21 protein-coding genes are annotated in these 22,719 nt (G+C 63.3%); 3 read left to right on the forward strand and 18 right to left on the reverse strand.

Annotated features, from left to right (window positions below; translation table 11 throughout):
- Positions 1-3: 3 nt before the first annotated feature.
- From P3C50_RS10270 to P3C50_RS10310, 9 genes are all read right to left on the reverse strand, one after another.
- A complete protein-coding gene (locus tag P3C50_RS10270; protein WP_275545923.1) occupies positions 4-2,715 on the reverse strand; it encodes a DEAD/DEAH box helicase in 2,712 nt (903 codons plus the stop codon).
- Positions 2,715-3,401, reverse strand: a complete 687-nt coding sequence (locus P3C50_RS10275; RefSeq protein ID WP_275545924.1) for a phospholipase D-like domain-containing protein — start codon at positions 3,399-3,401, stop codon at positions 2,715-2,717. Before P3C50_RS10275 ends, P3C50_RS10270 begins: the two co-directional genes overlap by 1 nt.
- Positions 3,402-3,416: 15 nt before the next feature.
- Positions 3,417-3,965 (reverse strand): rhomboid family intramembrane serine protease, encoded by a 549-nt coding sequence (locus P3C50_RS10280; protein WP_275545925.1) that lies wholly within the window; start codon positions 3,963-3,965, stop codon positions 3,417-3,419.
- Positions 3,962-9,202, reverse strand: a complete 5,241-nt coding sequence (locus P3C50_RS10285) for a DNA repair ATPase (protein ID WP_275545926.1) — start codon at positions 9,200-9,202, stop codon at positions 3,962-3,964. The genes P3C50_RS10280 and P3C50_RS10285 overlap by 4 nt, the downstream gene beginning before the upstream one ends.
- A gap of 142 nt (positions 9,203-9,344) precedes the next feature.
- Positions 9,345-9,584 carry a hypothetical protein gene (locus tag P3C50_RS10290; RefSeq protein ID WP_275545927.1) on the reverse strand — a complete coding sequence of 80 codons (240 nt, stop codon included), beginning with the start codon at positions 9,582-9,584 and terminating at the stop codon, positions 9,345-9,347.
- Between the two features lie 68 nt (positions 9,585-9,652).
- Positions 9,653-11,698, reverse strand: coding sequence for a flotillin family protein (locus P3C50_RS10295; RefSeq protein WP_275545928.1), 2,046 nt, complete (start codon positions 11,696-11,698; stop codon positions 9,653-9,655).
- A gap of 83 nt (positions 11,699-11,781) precedes the next feature.
- The gene (locus P3C50_RS10300; protein WP_275545929.1) at positions 11,782-12,420 is read right to left on the reverse strand and encodes an OB-fold-containig protein; all 639 of its coding nucleotides are present in this window, start codon (positions 12,418-12,420) and stop codon (positions 11,782-11,784) included.
- Between the two features lie 50 nt (positions 12,421-12,470).
- Entirely contained in the window at positions 12,471-13,166 is a 696-nt protein-coding gene (locus tag P3C50_RS10305; RefSeq protein ID WP_197856299.1) for a PspA/IM30 family protein, read from the reverse strand.
- Between the two features lie 14 nt (positions 13,167-13,180).
- Positions 13,181-13,801: a YjfI family protein gene (locus tag P3C50_RS10310; RefSeq protein ID WP_275545930.1), complete on the reverse strand. Its 621-nt coding sequence runs from the start codon at positions 13,799-13,801 to the stop codon at positions 13,181-13,183.
- A 294-nt stretch (positions 13,802-14,095) separates the two neighbouring features.
- Between P3C50_RS10310 and P3C50_RS10315 the strand changes: the two genes are divergently transcribed.
- The gene (locus P3C50_RS10315) at positions 14,096-14,347 is read left to right on the forward strand and encodes a hypothetical protein (protein WP_275545931.1); all 252 of its coding nucleotides are present in this window, start codon (positions 14,096-14,098) and stop codon (positions 14,345-14,347) included.
- Between the two features lie 46 nt (positions 14,348-14,393).
- Here the strand turns inward: P3C50_RS10315 and thrC are convergent, their stop codons facing one another.
- The 3 genes from thrC to P3C50_RS10330 form a co-directional block, all read right to left on the reverse strand.
- Positions 14,394-15,803 (reverse strand): threonine synthase, encoded by a 1,410-nt coding sequence (thrC, locus tag P3C50_RS10320; RefSeq protein WP_275545932.1) that lies wholly within the window; start codon positions 15,801-15,803, stop codon positions 14,394-14,396.
- Between the two features lie 57 nt (positions 15,804-15,860).
- Positions 15,861-17,165 (reverse strand): homoserine dehydrogenase, encoded by a 1,305-nt coding sequence (locus P3C50_RS10325; RefSeq protein WP_197856303.1) that lies wholly within the window; start codon positions 17,163-17,165, stop codon positions 15,861-15,863.
- 248 nt (positions 17,166-17,413) lie between these two features.
- The gene (locus P3C50_RS10330; RefSeq protein WP_275545933.1) at positions 17,414-18,139 is read right to left on the reverse strand and encodes a thioredoxin fold domain-containing protein; all 726 of its coding nucleotides are present in this window, start codon (positions 18,137-18,139) and stop codon (positions 17,414-17,416) included.
- A gap of 302 nt (positions 18,140-18,441) precedes the next feature.
- On the opposite strand from P3C50_RS10330, the gene P3C50_RS10335 reads away from it, so the two are divergent.
- Complete coding sequence (locus tag P3C50_RS10335) at positions 18,442-18,867, forward strand: organic hydroperoxide resistance protein (RefSeq protein ID WP_106735689.1); 426 nt, start codon at positions 18,442-18,444, stop codon at positions 18,865-18,867.
- 59 nt (positions 18,868-18,926) lie between these two features.
- A complete protein-coding gene (locus P3C50_RS10340; RefSeq protein WP_275545934.1) occupies positions 18,927-19,187 on the forward strand; it encodes a DUF2790 domain-containing protein in 261 nt (86 codons plus the stop codon).
- A 74-nt stretch (positions 19,188-19,261) separates the two neighbouring features.
- On the opposite strand, the gene xerD is transcribed toward P3C50_RS10340, so the two are convergent.
- From xerD to rpsP, 6 genes are all read right to left on the reverse strand, one after another.
- Positions 19,262-20,158, reverse strand: a complete 897-nt coding sequence (xerD, locus tag P3C50_RS10345) for a site-specific tyrosine recombinase XerD (protein WP_275545935.1) — start codon at positions 20,156-20,158, stop codon at positions 19,262-19,264.
- Positions 20,159-20,249: 91 nt separating this feature from the next.
- Positions 20,250-20,663 carry an acyl-CoA thioesterase gene (locus tag P3C50_RS10350; protein WP_275545936.1) on the reverse strand — a complete coding sequence of 138 codons (414 nt, stop codon included), beginning with the start codon at positions 20,661-20,663 and terminating at the stop codon, positions 20,250-20,252.
- An 80-nt stretch (positions 20,664-20,743) separates the two neighbouring features.
- The gene (rplS, locus tag P3C50_RS10355; protein ID WP_003246155.1) at positions 20,744-21,094 is read right to left on the reverse strand and encodes a 50S ribosomal protein L19; all 351 of its coding nucleotides are present in this window, start codon (positions 21,092-21,094) and stop codon (positions 20,744-20,746) included.
- Between the two features lie 42 nt (positions 21,095-21,136).
- On the reverse strand, positions 21,137-21,880 hold the full coding sequence (gene trmD / locus P3C50_RS10360; RefSeq protein ID WP_143499718.1) for a tRNA (guanosine(37)-N1)-methyltransferase TrmD: 744 nt from the start codon (positions 21,878-21,880) through the stop codon (positions 21,137-21,139).
- 5 nt (positions 21,881-21,885) lie between these two features.
- Complete coding sequence (rimM, locus tag P3C50_RS10365) at positions 21,886-22,422, reverse strand: ribosome maturation factor RimM (RefSeq protein ID WP_275545937.1); 537 nt, start codon at positions 22,420-22,422, stop codon at positions 21,886-21,888.
- A gap of 9 nt (positions 22,423-22,431) precedes the next feature.
- Positions 22,432-22,683: a 30S ribosomal protein S16 gene (gene rpsP, locus P3C50_RS10370; RefSeq protein ID WP_009403592.1), complete on the reverse strand. Its 252-nt coding sequence runs from the start codon at positions 22,681-22,683 to the stop codon at positions 22,432-22,434.
- Positions 22,684-22,719: the final 36 nt, after the last annotated feature.

Here is a 22,719-nt window from a genome sequence, read left to right on the forward strand (position 1 = left end):
CCGTCAGAGGCGCGCCAGTATCGCCTCCAACACCTGCTGCGGCGCCTCGTGCCAGAGGCCGTAGCTCAGCGGCAGGGTTTCCAGGCCGGCGCGCGTCAGTACCAGATAGCGCTCCAGCTCGAGGAAGCCCTCGCCCTGCCCCGGAAAGCCGATCAGGTCGATGGCCAGGCATTTGTCGCCACGGCGGCAGAACAGATCCAGCACCTGGCCAGCCAGCGGATAGTGATTCCAGACGCTGACGCCCTGGGCCTGCAGTGCTTCGCACAGGGTCTGCCGCGCCGCGTCGGTGGCGCCGGGCTGCCAGAGCGCGCCGGGCTTTTCGAGGTACTCCAGATAACGACGTAGCAGGTGCGTGGCCGGCAACTGGCGCTCGTCGCCGCTGAATAGCAGCACCTGTCGCTCACGGGCCCGGGTGATGGCGACGTTGAACAGGTCGGCACGGTTCAGGTAGGCCGCAGCCTGACTCGACTCTCTATCGATGGCGAAACTGAGGATCATCAGGTCGCGCTCCTCACCCTGGAAGCCGTAGGGCGTATCCACCAGCAGGCGGAACTCGCGCAACTGCTCCAGCGGCAGGGTTTCGCCGATGCGCGCGCGGATGCGTTCGACCTGATCACGAAACGGCGACAGCACGCCGATGCTGGGCTTGAGCGGGCTGCTCTGGTACTCGGCCAGATACGCCGTGATCAGCGCCAGTACGCGCTCCACTTCCGCCTCGTTGACCCCATTACGCCCGCGCTGCCCTTCGATACGCAGCAGTTGCAGGCTGTCGCAGGCCTCAGCACCAGGACGCTCCTTCATCACTCGCAGGCGCTGGTCGTAGAACAGCTCGTTACTGAAGCGAATCAGCGCCGGGCGGCTGCGAAAGTGCTCGTCAAGAAACACCACGGCCTCCTGGCTGGCCAGTTGCAGGCCGACCAGATCCAGCACGCTGTTGTCTCGGTAGCTCCAGGCCTCGCGCTCCTCGGCCTGCAGGCCGGCGCGCTGCAACAACTGCGTCTCGCGCACGCGGGAAAGGAAGGAGATGTGCCGCAGCTGGCGCGCATCGCCAGTCACCACCGCGCGCTTGCAGCGCTGGAAAGCCGGCAGTGCCGAGGCGATGTCGCACTGGGTCGCCTCGTCCATCACCATCACGTCGAACAGTTCCGGGCGCAGCGGCAACAGCCGGTGCAGCTCGTCCAGCGTCACCACCCAGATCGGGAAGGCAGCGAGCAGGCGCGCCGGGTCGATATCCTCGAACAGGGCCAGTTGGCGCTGCGAATTACGCGCGCGGATGGCCTGGTTGTAGCGCACGAACAGCCCACGGTCGGTCATCAACAGGCGCTTGAGTGCCAGGCTGCGATGGCTGTTGAGGTGCTCGCGACTGAGCAGTTGGCGGCGCCGCTGGCTGTCACGCAGTTCGTCCAGTAAGGCCCAGGGGCGCACGCTGGCGCCAAGCCGTTTGCGCACCCAGGGCACCTGCAGCCAGCGTTGCCAGAAGGCCAGGCTGCCGCGCTCGGCACGCAACAGCAGGCGACTCCAGCGCACGGCCTGTTCGCAGCGCTTGCGGAAGTCTGTCGAGAGGCGCCGCTCGGCTTGGGTCAGCACCTCCAGCTCGCTGCGCTGACGCGCCTCGAGCTGCTCGGAGACCTCCGGAATCTCACCCTGCAGCATGCGCTGCAAGCGTTCGCGCAAGGCCTGGCGCAGGCTCTGGCCATCGCCTTCGAGCACGCCGTCGCGCAGGCCGAAATCCTCGCGCAGCTTGTGCGCGATGACCCGCACCGCCTGTACGCTGCGGCTGACCAGCAGCACGCTCTCGCCCTGCAGGTAGCGATCCAGCGCAAGGGCCGCCAGGCTGTAGCTCTTGCCGGTACCGGGCGGGCCGGAAACCTGGCTCAGCGGATAGCGCGCGGCATTGGCCAACGCCCGGCATTGGGCCGCGCTGAGTTGCGCCGGCAGGCGCTGCGGCGCGCTGATGGAGCCCGTGGACTGCAAGGCAGGCACTTCACCGAGTAGCTGCAACAAGGCGGGCGAAAGCTGCTCGGCCTCCTGCAGCAGCTGCAGCTCATGGGCGATACCGCGACTGCCGCTGCCGCGCGGCACCAGGGCGACGAAGGCGCCGGCCTGTAGCGACAGGCTGCGACGACGCTGAGCCTTGGCCAAGGTCTCGGCATCTGCCAGCTGCGGGAACCCCGCCGCCTCACTGACTTCGCCCACTTGCGTGTTGCGCGCTACCCAGGCCAGCAATTGCCCCAGGGAGGCGGCGTCCAGCGTGCCGGTCGGCAGCGGCAGCCCGTCGAGGCTGTCATTGCTGCCCTCATCGAACACACGGCGCAGCAAGCGCCAGTTAGCTCGCACCTGCTGCGGATCGATGGCAAGCAGCTGACTCTGGCCGTCGGCCGTCGCCTGCAGGCTGGCCTCGTAATAGAACAGCGGCCCGCAGATCACCTGCGAGGCGCCGCTATCGAGTTGCAGGCGACCGCAGATCGGCAGCACGCCGTAGATCAGTTGCAGTTCGCGTTGATACAGCGCCTGCGCCTCGGCCAGGCTGCGGCCCAACTCGGCGGACAATGGCAACAGCGGTATGCCGCCGCTGGCCAGCTCCTCGCGCCCATCGAGCCAGGCCCAGCGGCTGGCGGGAAGCTTGCTCAGGTTGTCCAGATCCAGGTCGCGGCTGTCGGCCAGGTAGCAGCTGCGATAGAAGCCGAGCAGTTGGCGGGCGTGAGGATGGTCCATCAGTTACCTGCGTAACGGGCCCAGAGCTTGTCGAACTCGCGCCGGTATTCGGCCACCAGATGCGGGTCGTCGGTCACCAGCAGGTTTTCCTCGTTGCTGGTGGTGGCGCTGCGCGTCCAATTGAAGCTGCCGTTGAGCAGCAGACGACCATCGAACAAGGCGAACTTGTGGTGCATGTGGAATGGCCCGGCGTCGATACGCAGTGGCACGCCCTTGTCCTTGAGCCATTGGATGTCGCTGCCGGCATCGAACTGTTTTTCATTGTCGCTGATCACCCGCACGGCAATGCCACGCTGATGACAGGCGAGCACCTCCTCGCTGAGCTGATCGTCGGAGATGGTGTAGACGCAGATGTCCACGCTGACGCGCGCCTGGCGGCACAGGTCGCGGATGCGCTGGCGGCAACTCTCGCCGGGGCTGAAATGCGCACTGCTGTGATCACGCACCGGCGAACAGCGCACTTCCAGGGTCTTGATCACCTGCTCCAGCCACTTCAGCGCCTGCAGCGCGTCCTCGGGGCTCAGGATCAGCTCACGCACCAGCGCGAAGGCGCGGTTGCGCATGAAGCGCACCTGATCCGGGCTGAGGTCGTTGCCCAGCTCACGCAGCTCATCGCGCTCCTCGTTGCTCAGGCGCAGATCGGCGAGGCTGTCGCGCAGGGTTTGGTCGAGTCGGTTGAAATCCATGCAGATTCCCTTGCGTCATTGATTACGGCGGCGGCTCAGGGCGGCGTACAGCACACCGCAAAAAGCCCCCGCCAGGTGGTATTCGAAGGAAACGCCGGCACGCGGCAGCAGGCCGAAGAACCAGCCGCCGTAGAGGAAGAACACCAGCGCCGCCAGCAACAGGTCGAGCAGGCTGCGCTCGAACCAGGCCCGCGCCAGCAATAGTCCCCAGAAGCCGAACAGCCAGCCGCTGGCGCCAACGTGCAGACCGGTGCGGCCGAACAGCCAGACCAGAACGCCGCTGCCGATGATGATGAAGGCGCTGGCGAAGAAGAAATCGCGCCGTGAGCGCAGCAGCACCAAGCTGCCGAGCACCAGCAGGCCGCTGAGGTTGCTGAGCAGATGCGCCCAGCTGCCATGCAGCCAGGGCGCGATGAGGATGCCGGGCAGCGCCTCGATATGCCGGGGCACCAGGCCCCAGAGATTCAAGGCGCCGCCCAGGGCGCCATTGACCACTTGCACCAGCAGCATCGCACCGCTGATCAATATCAGCGGGCGAAGCTCGATCAGCCAGCCTCGCCTCACGGCGCCTCGTCGTCCGCGGCATCGCTGCGCCGCTCATGGCCGAGCAACGTGCCGAGGTCGCGCAGTTGGGTGGAGATTTCCAGCATGCGGTTGTGAGTGCGCAAATCGATGTCGATCTTCTTGTCCATCGCCTTGATCAGCGGCAGAAAGCTGTTTTCCAGGCTATCGGCCAGGCTTTCGAGCAATTTTTGCGTGCCCGGCTGCGGCGGCGCAACCACCTCCACCTGCGGGCGCAGCTCGCCAAGCTTGTTCAGCCCGGCCAGCAACTGCTCCCAGGGAATGCTCGGTGCCTCACTGGCCGGCTTACCGCCGGCCCCCAGGCCGCGAACGCTCTCGACCAGGTCGTTGAGCTGCGCCACCACGCGACCACCGACATCGCTGTCGCTGCCGCCCATGGCCTTGTTGCGCATGAAGTCGCGCTTGATCTGCGTCCAGCGCTCGGCCTGCTCGGGCGTCTGGTTGCCGCGCAGCTCGGCGAGCTTGAGCAGGTTTTCCTCGGCGCCGGTGGTGAGCAGCTGCGACTCGCCCTGGTAGTGGTCAGCGATCAGTTGCAGCAGCTCGGCATCGTTCATCACCGAGCTGATCTTCTCGGCCATCTTGTTCATGTTGCGGTAGCTGCCCTGCAGCTTGAACGGCGGCTCGGTACGGTAGCTGTCGGCCTGCGCGGCGCTGACGATGTACTGCTGGTTGACCCGGCCGACCACATCGCGCACCTGCATCAGGCGTTGCAGGGTCGAGGAAATCTCGTTGATCTCGGCGGCGCTGTAGGTGTGGCTCAGCTCGTTGGCCGAGAACGGCTTGCCCTCGGCCTTGGCCACGAAGCGGTAGACGTCGGCCATGTCGCGGGTGGCCAGCGGCGCCAGCACCGGGTTGGAGGTCAGGCTGTTCTCGATATAGCTCAGCGCGAAGGCTTCCTGCATGCCGCCCAGGGTGTCGCCGAGGTTGTAGATGTCGGCGCGGTTGGCGAGCATATCGGGAATCTTGAACACGTCGCCGGACTCGGTGTACGGGTTGCCGCTCATCACCACGCAGAATTTCTTGCCGCGCATGTCGTAGGTCTTGGTCTTGCCTTTCCACACGCCTTCGATGCGCCGCGTGCCGTCGCACAGCGAGATGAACTTCTGCAGGAACTCGGGGTGGGTGTGCTGAATGTCATCGACATAGAGCATCACGTTGTTGCCCATTTCCAGCGCCAGGTTTAGCTTCTCCAGCTCCTGGCGCGAGGTGGCGTCCGGCGCCTGGGCCGGGTCGATGGAGCGCACCTCGTGACCCAGCGCCGGGCCGTTGACCTTCATGAAAATCAGGCCCAGGCGGTGCGCCACGTATTCCATCAGCGTGGTCTTGCCGTAGCCGGGCGGCGAGATGAGCATCAGCAGGCCCATCAGGTCGGTGCGCTTGTTCTCGCCAGCGGTACCCATCTGCTTGGCCAGGTTGTCGCCGATGAAACCCAGGTACACGTCGTTGATCAGCTTGTTACGCACGAAGGACGACAACGGCCGCGGCTTGAATTCGCTCAGGCGCAGCGCGTCGCGCTCGCGGTTGATGACCTCCTGGCGCAACGCCTGGTAGCGCTGCAGCTGCGGCACGAAGTGATCGAGGTGCTGCTGCAGGCGCGCGAAATAATCGTCGATGGCCAACAGCAGCGTGCCGTTCTGCACACGCGGGTGGTCGCCAAGCAGGCCGCTGACGGTGAAGCGTAGATCGACCTCGGTGAAACGCCGCGGAAACTCCTCATCCAGAAGGCTGACGGCGATCGCCTCGGGCACGTAGTCGGCCAGCTCGGCCATGCTGGCATCCTGCGCGCACAGGCCGTCGAACCAGGTCTGCGCCAGCGACCAGCGCTGCACCGGGCGGCCACGCAGGTTGTCCAGCGCAGCGCGGTAGTCGTCCCAGACATGGCTGGCCTGCATGCGCTGCTGAAGGGTGTCGAGCAGTTGCCGGGCGTACTTGCTGAAGCTGAACTCGATCGGCTTGGCTGCCAGTTCCTCGACCAGATAGGCGGCAGCCGCCTGGCGCTGTGCGGCGTCGACCGGCAACGGATGCTGGGCGAGAAAGCGCTGCATGGCCGCGTCGATCTCGTCGCGCAGACGTTGCACGCCGCCGTCGCTGCCGAACAACCGGCGCAGGTGCAGGCTGCTGCGCGCCCGCTCCGGCCACAGCTCGGCCTCGATGTCCTGCCCCCAGCGATTCCAGAACAGCGCAGCAAAGCCCCGCGCCGCCGGCGCGTAACGCAGCAGCCCGGCGCTTTCGCGCAGCGGCAGCAACTGGCTGAGGATCAGCGCCGCGTCGTGGTCGTGGATACCCTTCTCGTAGGCATCCTTGTAGCGCGGCGCGGCAAAATCGCGGATCAGCCGGGTCAGTGTTTCCGGCTGCGCCAGGTGAGTCTTGAGCAGATCCAGGCTCAGGCCTTCACGGCCGCCCACCGCGGCGTCGAGCACCAGGCCGGCGAGGTATTCGGCGCGGTACAGCGAGGGCGACTCGGACTCCAGCGACACCTGCCAGAAGTCGCGCAGGCCTTCCAGGCTCTCGTCGCGTAGCGGTTCGAGGAAATCGGTGCCTGTCAGGTGCAGATAGAGCTGATCACCGCGCGGCATCAGGGTCAGGTCGAGTTCCTGCGTGTTGACGCTGAAGCGGTGACGCGGGCCGAGCTTGATGACGTTGCCGCCCTCCTCGAACAACTCGCTCTTATCACGCAGGGCACGCACGGCCTGGTCGCGGGCAGCCTTCAGGCGCGCCTCGACGTCATCGGCCTTGACGCTGTCCTTCAGCTCGCGCAGGCGCTCGGCCATTTCGCGCAGCTTGAGAATAAGCGGATCGGCGGCGAAGAAGGCGTTGAGCTCCTCCATCTGGGTCAGCCGCGCGGTGCGCCGGCCCAGGCTGTCGAGGATGCGCTGAGCGGCGTCGAGCACGCCCTGGGCGCGGCGCTGGCGGTCGTCGAGCAGGCTCTGCTTGTGCGACTCGAAGGTCTCCAGCAGTTCCTCGCGCTTGCCGAGGATGTCGCTGAGGAACTCTTCGTGATCGCCGAACTGGCTTTCCAATTCTTCGAGCTGCACCAGCAGGCGCGACAGCTGCTCGTCGCATTTCTCCGGGTCCTGGGCTAGCGCCAGGGCGTTGGTGATGCCCTGGCTGAACAGTTTGAACTGGGCGCCGAACTGCGCCACGGTCTCGGCCGAGCCCAGACCCTTGCGCCGCTGTTCGGCACGCGCCTTGGCCTGATTGAGGTGGGCGTAGACCTCGGAAATCGACTCGACGATGGCGGTACGCTGGGTGGCATCATCGATCTTCAGCGACGCCATCAGGCTGGAGAGCATGTCGAGGTTGCCGGCCATTTCCTGCATCTCGACCAGCGGCTCGTTCAGCTGGGTGACGCTCTCGGCCTTCTGCGCCAGGCCGTCCAGCTCACCCAGGCGCTGCACATAGGGCTGCAACGCAGCGTCGCTGGCGAGGAAGGCGGAGGTGGCCGTGGCCACGCGCTCCTGGGCTTCGAGCAGTTCGGCTTCCATGGCGTCGATGCGCGCCACGTCGATGTAGCGGTAATCGCGGATGGTCAGCAACTGGCCGCGCTGCGCGGTGATGGCGCCCAGCGCCTCGACGAAGTGCTGCACCTCGTCAAAGCTGTCGACCAGCAGGCCGGAGAGCAGGCTCTTCTGCTGCGTCTCGGCCTCGGCCATGGCGCGGGCAGACTGCTGGCGGATGCTCTCGACCTTCTCGAATTCGTCGAGCACCAGCTCGCCGGTGGCACCGATTTCACGCAGCAGCGGCGCCAGCTCGGCACACTGGGCATCGCCCAGCCAGTGGTAGACGTCGAACAGACGACGGGTGTTCTGGCATAGCTGGGTGTAGCGCGCCACCGACACTTCGCGGCTGTCGATCTCGCGGCTGAGATTGAGCAGGTCGGACACGCCACGCACCAATTCGGCATTGCCGATACGCCCGAAGAAGCCGCTGCGCGCCGGCTGACGGGCGGCGTAATCGTCACTCTCGAACGGTGTCTGCCAGATCTGCATGGGGTGGATGCGGGTCGGCTCGCTGCCCTCGGCAGAGAAGATCACCATGCGCCCGTCTTCCAGGCGCGCGTAACCGTGACCGAAGATCGGGTTATGCAGTTGGCGGTTGATCATGTTGTAGGTGAACAGCGCCGAGCGGCCTTCTTCCGGGTGGTAGAAGATGTACTGCACATCCTCGCCGTTGGGCGAGCGCACCGAGCGCTTGAAGCGCATGCCGCCCATGGGCTGTTCGAAGGTCTTGTATTCGCCGCTCTGCAGGTAATAGCCGCCGGGGAAGATGATGCCGTGGTCTTCCGGCAACTGCACGCAGGCCAGGCCGATGGCGTCGATGCGCTCGACCTGGTTGGTCAGGCTGTTGAACACCAGGTAGCGCCACTGCTCCTCGCGGTACGGCAGGATCTTCAGCAGGATCAGGCTGCCCAGGCGGGCGTATTCGATCTGCGCATCATCCAGCGACTGGGTCTTGTCCACCACCGCTTCGCGGTAGATGCCCAGGCCGTCCTGGGTGTTGTTCTCGACCTTGATGGTGAGGTCGCCACCGATAGTCTCGACGAACACGGTGTCGAGGATGTTCATGTGCGGATGACGGCCGCTGACCACCATTTCACGCGAGGTCTTCTGCCACTCGAAGTCGAACGGCGCCGGCAGCGCGATATCGCGCTCGCCGCGGTTGTCGATGTAGCGGACGTCCTTGCCGTCCGTGGAGATCGACCAGCGGAACACGCGGATGTCGCTGATCCGCTCGCCGATCTGGAAGCTCGCCAGCAGCTTGCCGTCGCGGATGGCCAGCTGCAGCAGGCGGGTGTTCTTGTAGTAGGTGTACAGCTCGTTGAAGTCGGCGATGAAACTGGCCTGGGCCAGGAAGCTACCGTCCAGAGGCACCGACTCGGCCTCAAAGCCTTCGCCACCCTCGACCAGGCGGTAGAGAGAGAATACGTCAGCGACGCTGGTTTCCTTCTTCAGGCCGATGAACACGTTGTAACCGAACAGCAGGCACTCACCGACCTGGACGATATCGCGGGCGATGCAGTTGTTCTCGGTGCGGATGCGTACCCGACCGATGGCTTCCATATGGCTGCTGCCAAACTCGGCCAGACGCTGGCCATTGAGCGCTTCGGTCAGCCCGCGCAGGCGCTGCCCCTGCTCCTGCAGGCGCTTGTGCAGCACCTCGTAGGCGCCGCCTTCGGCGACGGCCTTGTCCAATACGTCCTGTGTTTGTGCGTCCGACATCGTGTTCTTCCTGGATAGGCGGCCTTCAGCCCCGCGCCTGTTCAGCCAGGCAAGGGGACTGGGAATGCGGGTGGCGCTTGCGCGGCGAAGATCAGGCCGCGGCAATCTGGTGTGCGGCGGATGGGCGACCCCACCCGGCAAGTCAGGCGCCGATCTTCTTCTCGACGATGGCGATCTTGTCGCGCAGCGCCGCGTCGATCTCTTCGGGGCGAACGTGGGCAATGATCTTGCGCAGCACCCGTACTTCGTTGTCGTCGATCACGCCGTCGCGCTCGGCGATCTCCAGCAGGCTCTTGAGCTCCTGCGCGTCCAGACGACCATCGTTGCTGAAGCACTGGATCGAGCGGAAGGTCATCTCCAGATAGTCTCTTGACTCTGCCATCGCATATTCCCCGGTTGATCGAAAGGTAGATAGCGTGGGCGGCACTTCAGCCGCCCACGATTAAGGCCTCAGGCCTGCTCCGGGCCTGCGCTCGGCGCGTTCACCGGTGCGGCAGCGGCGGCTTTGCCGGCCAGCAGACGCGACAGCACGTCCTGCACCACCGGGCTCTTGCCGACCACGCCTTCGATGGCCTTGCCCACCGACAGCGACTTGGCGAAGGAGTTGAAGAAGTCGCCCTCGCCGCCGACGATCTCGATCTTCGCCTTGCCCAGCGCAGTGGCCAGCACCTCGGCCTGATCCTTGGCGATGTCCTTGTTGGCGGCGATGGCGGCCATGGCCTCCTCGAAGCTCTTCTCCAGCTGCATGCGGAACTCTTCGTGGGCACGGGCGTTGTCGCTGAGCGCATCCAGCGCGCCGAACTTCTTGCCCAGGCCTTCCGCCTCGGCGTTCAGACGCTCCAGCAGCACCTGCGCCTCGGCCATACCCAGGTCCTGGGTGGCCTTGGCCTTGGCGGTGCCGAGTTGCTCTTCGCCGCGCGCCTGGGCGCCCAGCTTCTCTTCCAGCACCTTGGCGTCGGCCAGGCCGTCTTTTTCCTTGGCGGCAGCCTGCGCTTCGGTGACACGCGCCAGCGCCAGACCTTTTTCCTGCTCGCCCTTGGCTTCGGCGATCAGGCGCTCGGCCTGTACGCGGGCTTCGGCCAGACCTTCCTTCTCTTTCGCTGCAGCGGTGACTTCACGCACACGCGCATCGGCCAGGCCAGGTGCGGCGCGCTCGGCTTCGATGCCTTCGGCCAGTTTCTTCTTGGCTTCGGCGCTCTTGGCGGCTGCTTCCAGCTCGGCCTGGGCCAGGGTGTTGATTTCCACGGCCTTGTGCTTGGAACGAGTCTCGTCGGCTTCGGCCTGCTTGACCTGGCGCACCAGCTCCTGCTCGGCCTCGGCCTGCGCATTGAGAACGGTGACCTGCTTGAGGCGCTCGGCCTCGGACACTTCACGCACTTCCTTGATGCGCTCTTCTTCCTGGGCCACGGTCTTCTCGACCGCCACGCGCTCGCGCACCACGGCGGCGATGTTCTTGCGCTCTTCTTCCAGCGCCTTTTCCTTCTCGATGCGCTGCAGCTCGACCTCGCGCTCGCGGGACACCACCTCCAGGTCCTTGGCACGGGTGACCTTCTCCACCTCGATGACCACGGCACGCTGGCGATTCTGCTGAGCCACTTCCACTTCGCGCTGGTGGTTTTCGGCGCGGATGTCCAGCTCCTGCTGGGTCTGGATGCGGGCCTGCTCGGCCTTCAGGCGCTCTTCCTCGCGTACCTTGAGGGTTTCCGCTTCCTCACGGGCACGGATGGTTTCGATCTCACGCTTCTGGCGCGCTTCGGCATCGGCCTGCTGGCGTTCCAGCGACAAGGTCGCTTCGCGTGTTTCGACGTTCTTCTTCTTGATCGCCAGCTCTTCGTTGCGCTCCAGTTCGTTGGTGATGACGTTCTGCGCGGCAGTCAGCTCGGTAATCTTGCGGATACCTTCGGCGTCGAGAATGTTGCTCGGGTCCAGCGACGCCTTGGAGGTTTGCTCCAGGTAGTCGATGGCCACGTCTTCCAGCACGTAACCGTTCAGGTCGTTGCCGATCACTTCGACGATGCGATCACGGAAGTCCTGACGATTCTCGAACAGCTCGACGAAATCGAACTGCTTGCCCACGGTCTTCAGGGCTTCGGAGAACTTGGCGTTGAACAGTTCGTTGACCGCAGCACGATCGGAGGCACGATCCACACCGATGGCCTTGGCCACCTTGAGCACGTCCTCCTGGGTCTCGTTGACGCGCAGGTAGAAGGCCACGGTGATGTCGGCGCGCATGTTGTCGCGGCAGATCAGCCCGTCCTTGGCGCGGCGGTCGACTTCCAGGGTGATCAGGGAGATCTTCATGAATTCCTTGAGGTGGATCACCGGGTACACCAGGGAGCCGGTGAAGTGCACCTTGGGCGTCGAGCTCATGTCGTTGACGATCAGCGCGGTGCCCTGCGGAACCTTGATGTAGAAGGCCTTGAACAGAGCGATCAAGGCGATCACGAAGAGGACGACCAGCCCCGCCCCGACGATGAAGGGAATGAAGTTTTCCATTACAGCTTTACTCCTTTGCTAATTGTGCAGGCAGGTTTGGCGATGCCTTACCCTGCCAGTCGTCTGTTACGTAGCGATTGTGGCTAGACGCCGCGAAACTCTTCTTCGGTAATGACGCGGTAGGCGTGTTCGGCAGCCAGGTATTCCAGCAGCACCACACGGTCGCCACGCTTGAAACCCAGCGCCTCATCGGCGCGTACGCGCAGAATCAGCCCGGCGCCGCCGTCCTCCAGAACCGCCTCGCCATGGCGGGCAGTGACGCGACCGCTGCGCACCACCGCCACTTGCCCCAGCACCGACTTGCTGCTGATCGCCTCGACCTTGTGAAACAGCGGCCGTAGTGGCCGGCAGATCGCCGCGCACAACGGCGCCGCCACGACGAAGGCGCCGGCGATGATCACCAGCCCCAACGGGTAGCGCAGAATGCCCAGCGGCAGATGGCGCAGCAGCCACAGCTCGATGAAATAGCAGATGAACCAGCCGAAGAAGAACAGCAGCGTCAGCACCAGGGTCACTGGCACGCCGTCGAGCTTGAGTTTGTAGAGCAGGCCGGCAAGGCCTTCGGTCTGGCCGCCTTCCATGACCGAATCGGCTTCGATGTCGAGCAGGTCGACTTCGAGCAGGCCGGCGGCGACGACGAGCCAATAGATGACCGCCACGCACAGCAGGAAGCTGTAGATGGCGGTGGGGAATGACAGCGCTGTCTGCAGGAAGAGTTCCATTTTTTCCTTTCCCTAAGGTAGGGAAACGGGGCGCGAACGCCCCGCACCATTCAAGCCTTGGACTTGTCCTTCAGGCGCGCCAGCACGCTGTCGGCGCTGGCGTTGTCGGCCTTGATGCCGGCCGCACGCAGCTTGGCTTCCAGCGAATCGTCCGGCGCGCTGGTGGCTGCCAGCTCGGCCGAGGCCTCCATCTTCGCCGCGCGCTCGGCCTGTTTCTGCTTGATGCGTTCGAGCGACTCGACCGCTGTCTGCAGCTTGGCCTGCGAGCCGCCATAGCGCTGGGCTACGGCCATCTGCGCCTTCTGCACGCTCTCGGTGGCCTTGACCGTATCCACCTGCTGCTTGAGACGCTTGATATTGCCCTCGGCCTGGGTCACGGCCTTGCGCAGTTGCGCCACGCTGGCAGCGAACCCTTCGGCCTGCTCGCGCTCGCTGGCCTGTTCGATTTCCAGGTTGGCGATCTTCTCGGCCACTTCCTTGGCCAGGGTCTCGTTGCCCGCTTCCAGCGCCTTGAGCGCGTACTGCTCGTACTCGGCAATGCTGGCCGCGCTCTTGCTCACCTTGTCGCTGGCCAGCTTGTGCTTGGCCATGATCTCGGCCAGCGCTTCCTTGGACTTACGCAGCTCGAGATCGGCGTCGCGGATTTCCTGATCGAGGATGCGCAGCGCCTGGCTGTCGACCACCGCTTCGCCCATTTCATTGGCACCGCCACGCAGCGCCGTCAGCAGTTTGCTCCAGACATTCATCGTCCTATCTCCTCTCAGGCGCCGGTCTTGAGGAAGCCTTCGTAGGCTTCGGTGGCCTTGATCACGTTGTCCGCCAGCAGCTCGATCTCGAACACCACGTCTGACAGGCTCGAGTAGGAACTCAGCGCACCGAACATGGTGTAGCAGTCGCGCCCGTCGACCATCTTCTCCAGGCCGATGGACGACAGCGGGAACAGCTTGTGGGTACGCAGCACTTCTTCGTTGAAGGCAGTGGCGTCGCGCACATCGCTCGCCGGCCAGAGCAGCGCTTCGACGATGATCTGCTCGCCGAACACGGCGATGAACAGCGGCAGGTCGCCGTATTCGCGCATGGTGATGTGCAGGCTGGCGTCGGCGCCCTGAATCAGCTCGATGCCGGCCTGGCCGCTTTGGAACAGTTCCGTTGCCGCCAGGGCTTCATGCAGCGCCTGGGCGGTCCAAACTTGAGGCATGTTCATACCCTCCTCCTTCTCCATCGAAGCCAGCAGTGACTGTGGCTGGCGCAGTTTGCGCTCGAACGCTACCAGCAGCGGCGCATGCTCGGGCAAGATCCAGACTTCCTTCTTCACCAAGCCCTGCTCGCGCAGGCGCTGACGATAAAGACGCTGGTAATGGGCTGATGATTTGCTATCCATGAGACGCAGCCTAGCCCCTTACATGTAAACCGTAAAGCAATTACATGTGATAAATGTGATGCCGTTCGTCAGATCGACGCGCACAGATCATCCTCGGCACGAAGCCGAAGAATGAAGAGAGGAATGGGAGAGATAGAGAGGGTAGGCACCAGGCTCATCCATGATTCGGGCAAAACGCTTCCATTCGCGAGGTGTCGAATTAAACCGCAGACGCTTCCGTTGCGCACGGAGAAAAGCGCGAACCGGGTCGCAGTTGTGACCCTGAACCCGTCAACCCGAGAGACAGGCAGCGCCATGAACGAACTACCACCCGCGGTACGCCAGCTCGTGCATGCCGGCCAACGCCAGGCCGCCATCGACCTGCTGAGTGAGTATCTGGCAAACGACCAGCAAGAGGCCGAACGCCGCATCAATCAGTACCTGGAGAACGACCCGCCGGTACATCTGCGTGGCGCTGGCGTGGTCCGCGCCAGTCGCCTCAACGCACTGATCTGGGTGACGCTGATCATCCTGATGGCGCTAGCCGGCCTGATTTTCGCTCTGTAAACAAAACCGGCGCCACGAGGGCGCCGGTTTTATCGAAGCGACAGCCTCAGAGCGGTTTGCCGCGATTGCCGTGAGCGGCAACGAACTGCTGCACGGTCTTCAGGTCATTGGCCAGCACCGTGCAACGCTCTTCACGCTGGAACAGGTCGGTCAGGTGCGCCGGCAACGCCGGAACCGCATCGATACCGGCCTTCTCCACCGCCTCGGGGAACTTGACCGGGTGCGCAGTGCCCAGCACCACCATTGGCGTGGCCAGACTGCGACGGCACTCACGCGCGGCGCGCACACCGATAGCGGTGTGCGGGTCGAGCAGCTCGCCGCACTCCTTGTACACCTCGGTGATGGTTTCGCAGGTCTGCTCGTCGTTCACCGCCAGCGAATCGAACAGCTTGCGCGCCTCGGTCCAGCGATCTTCCTCGACGCTGAAACCGCCGCCCTGCTTGAAGTTGTCCATCAGGCTGGCGATGGCAGCGCCGTTGCGGCCGTGCAGATCGAACAGCAGACGCTCGAAATTGGACGAGACCATGATGTCCATCGACGGCGACAGGGTCGGATGCAGGGTTTCCTTGACGTACTGATTGCCGCTCATGAAGCGGTGCAGGATGTCGTTGCGGTTGGTGGCGACGATCAACTGGCTGACCGGCAGGCCCATGTTGCGCGCCAGGTAGCCGGCGAAGATGTCGCCGAAGTTGCCGGTCGGCACCGAGAAAGCTACCGAACGCGCCGGCCCGCCGAGCTGCAGGGCTGCGTGGAAGTAGTAGACGATCTGGGCCATGATCCGCGCCCAGTTGATCGAGTTGACCGCCACCAGGCGCGTACCTTTCAGGAAACCCTGATCGGCGAAGCTGGCCTTGACCATCTCCTGGCAGTCGTCGAAGTTACCTTCGATGGCGATGTTGTGGATGTTCTCACCGAGGATGGTGGTCATCTGCCGGCGCTGCACTTCGGACACCCGGTTGTGCGGGTGCATGATGAAGATGTCGACGTTGTCGCAGGCCTTGCAGCCCTCGATAGCCGCCGAGCCGGTATCACCGGAGGTGGCACCCATGATCACCACGCGCTCGCCGCGCTTGGCCAGCACATGATCGAGCAGACGGCCGAGCAGCTGCAGGGCGAAGTCCTTGAACGCCAGGGTCGGGCCGTGGAACAGCTCCAGCACCCACTCATTGCCATTGAGCTGGCGCAGCGGCGCGACCGCGTTGTGCTCGAACACGCCGTAGGTTTCTTCGAGGATCTTCTTGAAATCGGCATCGGCGATGGAGCCGGCAACGAACGGGCGCATCACCCGAAAGGCCAGCTCGTGATACGGCAGCCCAGCCCAGGAAGCGATCTCCTCGACGGTGAAGCGCGGCAGATTTTCCGGCACGTAGAGGCCGCCATCGCTGGCCAGGCCAGCCAGCAGCACATCTTCGAAATTCAGGGCCGGCGCCTGGCCGCGAGTACTGATATAGCGCATGGGATAAACCTTCGTTCGACTGCACCCGCAGACCTGTGCCTGCGGGTGGACACGGGATTAGTTGAGCTGTTCGACGCGCAGACGCATGACCGGCGAGGTCACGCCATCCAGCGCTTCCATGGCGGCGATGGCCTCGATGATACGCGCCTCGACCACACGATGGGTCACGAGGATCATCGGTACCAGGCCGTCCTGCTCCTCGGCTTCCTTCTGCATGATCGACTCGATGTTGATGCCACGCTCGGAGAGGATGCTCGCCACCTGCGCCAGCACGCCCGGATGATCCTTGGCCTGGATGCGCAGGTAGTAAGCGCTCTCACACGCCTCGATCGGCAGGATCGGGTGATCGGACAGCGAGTCCGGCTGGAAGGCCAGGTGCGGCACGCGATTGGTCGGGTCGGTGGTCAGCGCACGCACCACGTCCACCAGGTCGGCCACCACCGCTGATGCGGTCGGCTCCATGCCGGCACCGGCACCGTAATACAACGTGCTACCAACCGCATCGCCATTGACCATTACCGCATTCATCACGCCGTTGACGTTGGCGATCAGACGGTCGGCCGGAATCAGCGTCGGGTGCACGCGCAGCTCGATACCGGCGTCGGTACGACGCGCGACACCCAGATGCTTGATGCGATAGCCCAGAGCCTCAGCATAGTTCACGTCAGCAGTGGTCAGCTTGGTGATGCCCTCGGTGTAGGCCTTGTCGAACTGCAGCGGAATGCCGAAAGCGATGGAGGCCAGGATGGTCAGCTTGTGCGCGGCATCGATGCCCTCGACGTCGAAGGTAGGATCGGCTTCGGCATAACCCAGCGCCTGCGCTTCCTTGAGCACGTCCTCGAAGGCACGGCCCTTCTCGCGCATTTCGGTAAGGATGAAGTTGCCGGTACCGTTGATGATGCCGGCCAGCCAGTTGATGCGGTTGGCAGACAGACCTTCGCGGATGGCCTTGATCACTGGAATACCGCCAGCGACGGCAGCTTCGAAAGCGACGATAACGCCCTTCTCGCGCGCCTTGGCGAAGATCTCGTTACCGTGCACGGCGATCAGCGCCTTGTTGGCGGTAACCACGTGCTTGCCATTCTCGATGGCCTTGAGCACCAGTTCCTTGGCCAAGGTGTAGCCGCCGATCAGCTCGATGACGATGTCGATCTCGGGGTTGTTGACCAGCTCGAACACATCGCTGGTCATGGCAATGCCGGTGGTGTCGTACTGCGGCTTGGGCGAGCGAATGGCGATCTGGGCAATCTCGATGCCGCGACCGGCGCGCCGAGTAATCTCCTCGGCATTGCGCTTGAGTACATTCAAAGTACCGCCACCGACGGTGCCCAACCCACAGATGCCCACTTTGACCGGCTTCACACTCAATTCCCCATCAGCACTGCACGAAACGGCCGGAGCATGCCCCGGCCGCAGATAAAGAGCCGCACCTTACGAAGCGGCTGTTTGTTAGTCAATCCACGGCGCACAGAACCTTTTCACGAGCTCGCGAGCTAGAGCTATGCAAGGCAAAAACAGGCGAGGAAGCGCAGTTTACGAAGTGTAAATGAGCATTCCGAGCCTGTTTTTAACGCAGCAGAGCCGACGCGCAGCAGGTCGTGGACAGGTTCTTAGTTAGATTCCAGGGCAATTTTGGCCAGCTGCGGTGCCGGCTGATAGCCCGGAATCATCTTGCCGTTGGCCAGGACGATGGCTGGGGTGCCGTTGACCCCGATCATCTGACCCAACTGATACTGCTTGGCCACCGGGTTGTCGCAGGTCGCATCGGCTACACCCTTGCGAGTCTTGGCGCGATTCATCGCGTCCTGCTGGTCCTTGGCGCACCAGACGCTGACCAGCTCCTTGGCCGCCGGGCTGTTCAGCCCCTGCCGCGGAAAGGCGACATAACGCACTTCGACGCCCAGGCGGTTGAGTTCAGGCACTTCGCTGTGCAGCTTCTGACAATAGCCGCAGTCGGTATCGGTGAAGACCGTGATATGGGTCTTCGGCGCCTTGGGCGCGAACACCACCATTTCCTTGGCTGGAATGGCGTTGATCTGCTTGGCCACGGCGCGGCTCTCTTCGATTTCGGTCAGGTTGACGGCCTTGCCGTCCTTGACCTGGAACAGATAGCCCTGCAGCAGGAACTGCCCATCAGCGCTGGTATAGAGCTGGCGACCACCTTCCAGTTGCACCTGATAAATGCCGGTCATCGGACTCTCGGCAATGGCCTCGATCGGCAGGCTGGCGTCGAGCGACTTCAGTGACTGACGAATGACCTGATCGGGGTCGGCAGCCAGCGTGACGCTACTGCCCAGCGTGAGCGCCAGAGCAATGGAAATACGGGTCAGGGACATGAACACTCCTGTCGAACGACGGACCGGTGAAAATCGCTACAGCCTACCACAGATGGCGCGCCAGACAGCCGATCAGGTAGCAGACGACGCATAAGCTGCGTCAGAACCAACGGCCATACGCACAACCGAGACGCGGGCTTCCGAGCCTTATTCCAATAACGTTAAGGCATATAGCGAAAAGATCCTTATATTTATCTTGCGCGCTAATATTTTGCGCATTACAGTTCGCTCCATGGAAACGGTTGGCGCACAAGACATTAGCGAACCAATCCATCACCACATTACCTAAAAGGATCACCGCCATGACTATCGAAAACGTTCTCTACCGTGCAACCGCTGAAGCCTTTGGTGGCCGTGAAGGCCGCGCAGTGTCCTCCGACGGCATCCTCGACATCGCCCTGACCACCCCGAAAGAACTCGGTGGCGCCGGCGGTAACGGCACCAACCCGGAACAACTGTTCGCCGCCGGCTACTCCGCCTGCTTCCTCGGCGCCCTGAAATTCGTCGCCGCCCGCGACAAGCTGAGCATCCCGGCTGACACCTTCATCGAAGGCACCGTCGGCATCGGCGCCATCCCCACCGGCTTCGGCATCGAAGTGGAACTACGCATCAGCCTGCCCGGCCTGGATCGCGACGCCGCACAAACCCTGGTGGATCGCGCGCACATCGTCTGCCCGTACTCCAACGCCACCCGCGGCAACATCGACGTCACCCTGACCATCGTCTGACAGATAGCAGCCAGCGCTCGCAGCCATAGCCCGAGCGCGGCGCCAAGAGGAGAACCACCATGAAAACCCGCACCCTGTTCGCCCCCGCACTGACCGCCATCGCTCTCAGCGCATTGCTCACCACCCTGGCCCACAGCGCCGAGGCCACGCCCTACCGCTACGGCCAGAACCTGGATATCGCCAAGGTGATTTCCATCGACGTGCCCAATAGCGCCCAGTGCGAAGTGGTCACGGCGCAGATGACCTACCGCAACAGTGCGGGTGAGGTGGAAACCCTCAGCTACGAGCAACTTTCCAGCGCCTGCACACTGCAGAGCTGATCGCCCCGAGCCGCTCGCCAAGCACAGCGAAACCCCGCCACCGGCAACGGTGACGGGGTTTCGTTTATGGCCAGTCAGCCACGCGGGTGGTGTTGCGCATGCAGCTCCTGCAGGCGGGCACGCGCGATATGCGTGTAGATCTGCGTAGTGGACAGGTCGCTGTGACCCAGCAGCATCTGCACCACGCGCAGGTCGGCGCCGTGATTGAGCAGATGCGTGGCGAAGGCATGGCGCAAGGTATGCGGCGACAGCGCCTTGCTGATACCGGCGACCTGCGCCTGGTGCTTGATGCGATGCCAGAAGGTCTGCCGGGTCATCTGCTCGCCACGCAGACTGGGGAACAGCACATCACTTGGCTTGCCGCCAAGCAACAGCGGGCGCGCCTCGCGCATGTAACGCTCGATCCAGGCGATGGCCTCCTCGCCCAGCGGCACCAGACGCTCCTTGCTGCCCTTGCCGAACACCCGCAACACGCCCTGGCGCAGATTGACCTGCTCCAGCGTCAGACCAACCAGCTCGCTGACGCGCAAGCCGCAGGCATAGAGTACTTCGAGCATGGCGCGATCACGCAGGCCAATGGGGTCATCCAGGTCCGGCGCCTGCAGCAGCGCCTCGACATCCGCTTCGGACAACGACTTGGGCAATGGGCGACCGATCTGCGGCAGCTCGACCTGCAAGGTTGGGTCTTCACTGATCAGCGTTTCACGCAGCAGGAAACGGTAGAAACCGCGCACCCCGGAGAGAAAGCGCGCCGTGGAGCGCGCCTGATAGCCCTGCTCGAGGCGCCAGGCCAGATGATCGAGAATGGCATCGCGACCAATGTGCTGCAGCGCCAGGCCGCGCGCATCGAGCCAGGCATTGAAGTGTTCCAGATCGCTGCGGTAGGCAGCCTGAGTGTGGGCCGAGAGCCCCTTTTCCAGCCACAGCGCCTCGAGGAAGCGCTCGATTAGAGGGTGAGTCAGCGCAGGCATCGAGTGACCTTCAATTACAGGGCAGGCAAGTGTTCCACAGCCTGCACCCGACGCACCAGCAGACCAGCCTGACATTCAGGCAGGCATCTGACTAGCTAACGAAGCCTGGCAAGACCGGCACGGGCTTTTGCTGCTCATCGACAGCGACGAAACTGAAGCTACCGCTGATCGCCCGCTCACGTCCTTCCTGATACAGCCCCTCGACGAATACCTCGACCTCCACCTTGAGGCTGGTATTGCCGGCCTTAATCACCCGCCCGATCAGCTCGACGATCGAGCCGGCCGGTATCGCATGCTTGAAGTCGATCCGATCGCTGGACACCGTCACCAGCGGCAAACGGCAGAAGCGCGTGGCGGCGATGAACGACACCTCGTCCATCCAGGCCAGCGCGGTGCCGCCGAACAGGGTGTTGTGGTGATTGGTCGTCGGCGGAAACACCGCCTTGGTCACACGGGTTTCCGATAGCGCGATGCGCCGCTGGATTTCTTGCTCTCTTGGAGTCATGCCACTGCTACTCATGATTACTGGACGCCAGAAACGAAAAAAGCAGCCCGTAGGCTGCTTTTCCAGAGAAGCGTCCGAACTTAGGACAGCTTTTCCTTGATGCGCGCGGCTTTGCCGGACAGGTCGCGCAGGTAGTACAGCTTGGCTTTGCGTACGTCACCGCGACGCTTGACGCTCAGGCTGTCGACCAGCGGCGAGTAGGTCTGGAAGGTACGCTCGACGCCAACACCGCTGGAGATCTTGCGCACGGTGAAAGCGCTGTTCAGGCCGCGGTTACGCTTGGCGATCACGACGCCTTCGAAAGCCTGCAGACGCTGACGGTCGCCTTCCTTCACTTTCACTTGCACGACAACGGTGTCGCCCGGTGCGAAAGTCGGGATTTCTTTGTTCATTTGCTCGGCTTCGAGCATCTGGATAATTTTGTTGGTCATGCTTCGCTCCTAAGACAAGCCTCCCGGCCTGCCATCGATACGTTAACTATCGTCCCGCTGGCGGATGTATTCCTCCAGCAGCTTCTTCTCTTCTCCAGAAAGCGAGCGGCTATCCAGAAGATCAGCGCGGCGTTCCCAGGTCCGACCAAGGGACTGCTGCAAACGCCAGCGCCGGATGTGTTCGTGGTTGCCACTAAGCAACACTTCGGGAACACGTTTATCCGCATACACCTCCGGGCGGGTGTAGTGCGGGCAGTCGAGCAGGCCATCCGTAAAGGAGTCCTCCTCGGCCGAATCGGCATGACCCAATGCACCAGGCAAAAGGCGCGTCACCGCATCGATCAGCACCATGGCCGGCAGCTCACCGCCGGACAGGACGTAGTCGCCAATCGACCATTCCTCATCGACATGCGTCTCGATGAAACGCTCGTCGATGCCTTCATAACGACCGGCGATCAGGATCAATGCATCCTCCTGCGCCAGCTCGCGGACCGCAGCCTGATTCAGACTACGCCCCTGCGGCGACAGGTAGATCACCTTCGCCGTCTCCCCCGCGGCCTGCCTGGCACTGGCCAAAGCGTCCTCGAGAGGCTTGATCTTCATCACCATCCCCGGACCACCGCCGAAGGGGCGGTCATCCACCGTATGGTGGCGATCCGTCGTGTAGTCCCGCGGGTTCCAGCAGTTGAGCTTGAGCAGCTCCTGCCTGACCGCACGACTGGTGATGCCGTACTCGCCGATGGCGGCGAACATTTCCGGGAACAGGGTGATGACTTCTACGCGCATGAGCCTTAGAAATCCGCATCCCAGTCGACCCGCATCTCGCCAGCCGCCAGATCGATCGAAAGCACGCACTGGTCCGTGTAGGGCAGCAGACGCTCGCGATCATCCAGGCTGCCTGCGCAAGCCCTGACCACCATCACATCGTTGGCACCGGTCTCGAACAGATGGTCGACCATGCCGAGCAACTGCCCCGCCTGATCGATGACCTTCAAGCCCTGCAACTGGTACCAGTAGAACTCGCCGTCATCCAGGTCCGGCAGCTCGCTACGCGGCACGCAGATCTCGAAACCGGCGTAGGTACGCGCAATTTCGCGATCATCCAGACCCTTCAACTTGGCTACCAGCACCTTGCCTTGCAGGCGGCCGCTGGCCAATTCCACTTTCTTTACCTCACCGTCACGCTTGAGCGTCCAGTGGCGGTAATCGAGCACGTTATCGATGGGATCGGTAAAGGAGTACACCTTCACTTCACCCTTGACGCCGTGCACCGAAACAATCTTGCCGAGAACGATCAGATCCTCGGCGACGGCCGGCGTCGTACTCATAGAAGATGCTTAGGCAGCAGCCTTGGCAGCTTCCTTGAGCAGCTGAGCAACGCGCTCAGACGGCTGTGCACCCTGGCTCAGCCAGTAGGTAGCGCGCTCTTGGTTTACGGACAGCTTGACTTCAGCACCCGAGGCGATCGGATTGAAGAAACCGATACGCTCTACGAAGCGACCGTCGCGCGCATTGCGGCTGTTGGTCACGGTCAGGTGGTAGAAGGGGCGCTTTTTGGAGCCGCCGCGAGCGAGACGAATAGTTACCATGAGAACATCGTTCCTGTAGTCGGTGCTAACTTGAGG

The sequence above is a fragment of the Pseudomonas sp. Marseille-Q0931 genome, assembly GCF_940789645.1.
Taxonomy (GTDB): Bacteria; Pseudomonadota; Gammaproteobacteria; order Pseudomonadales; family Pseudomonadaceae; genus Aquipseudomonas.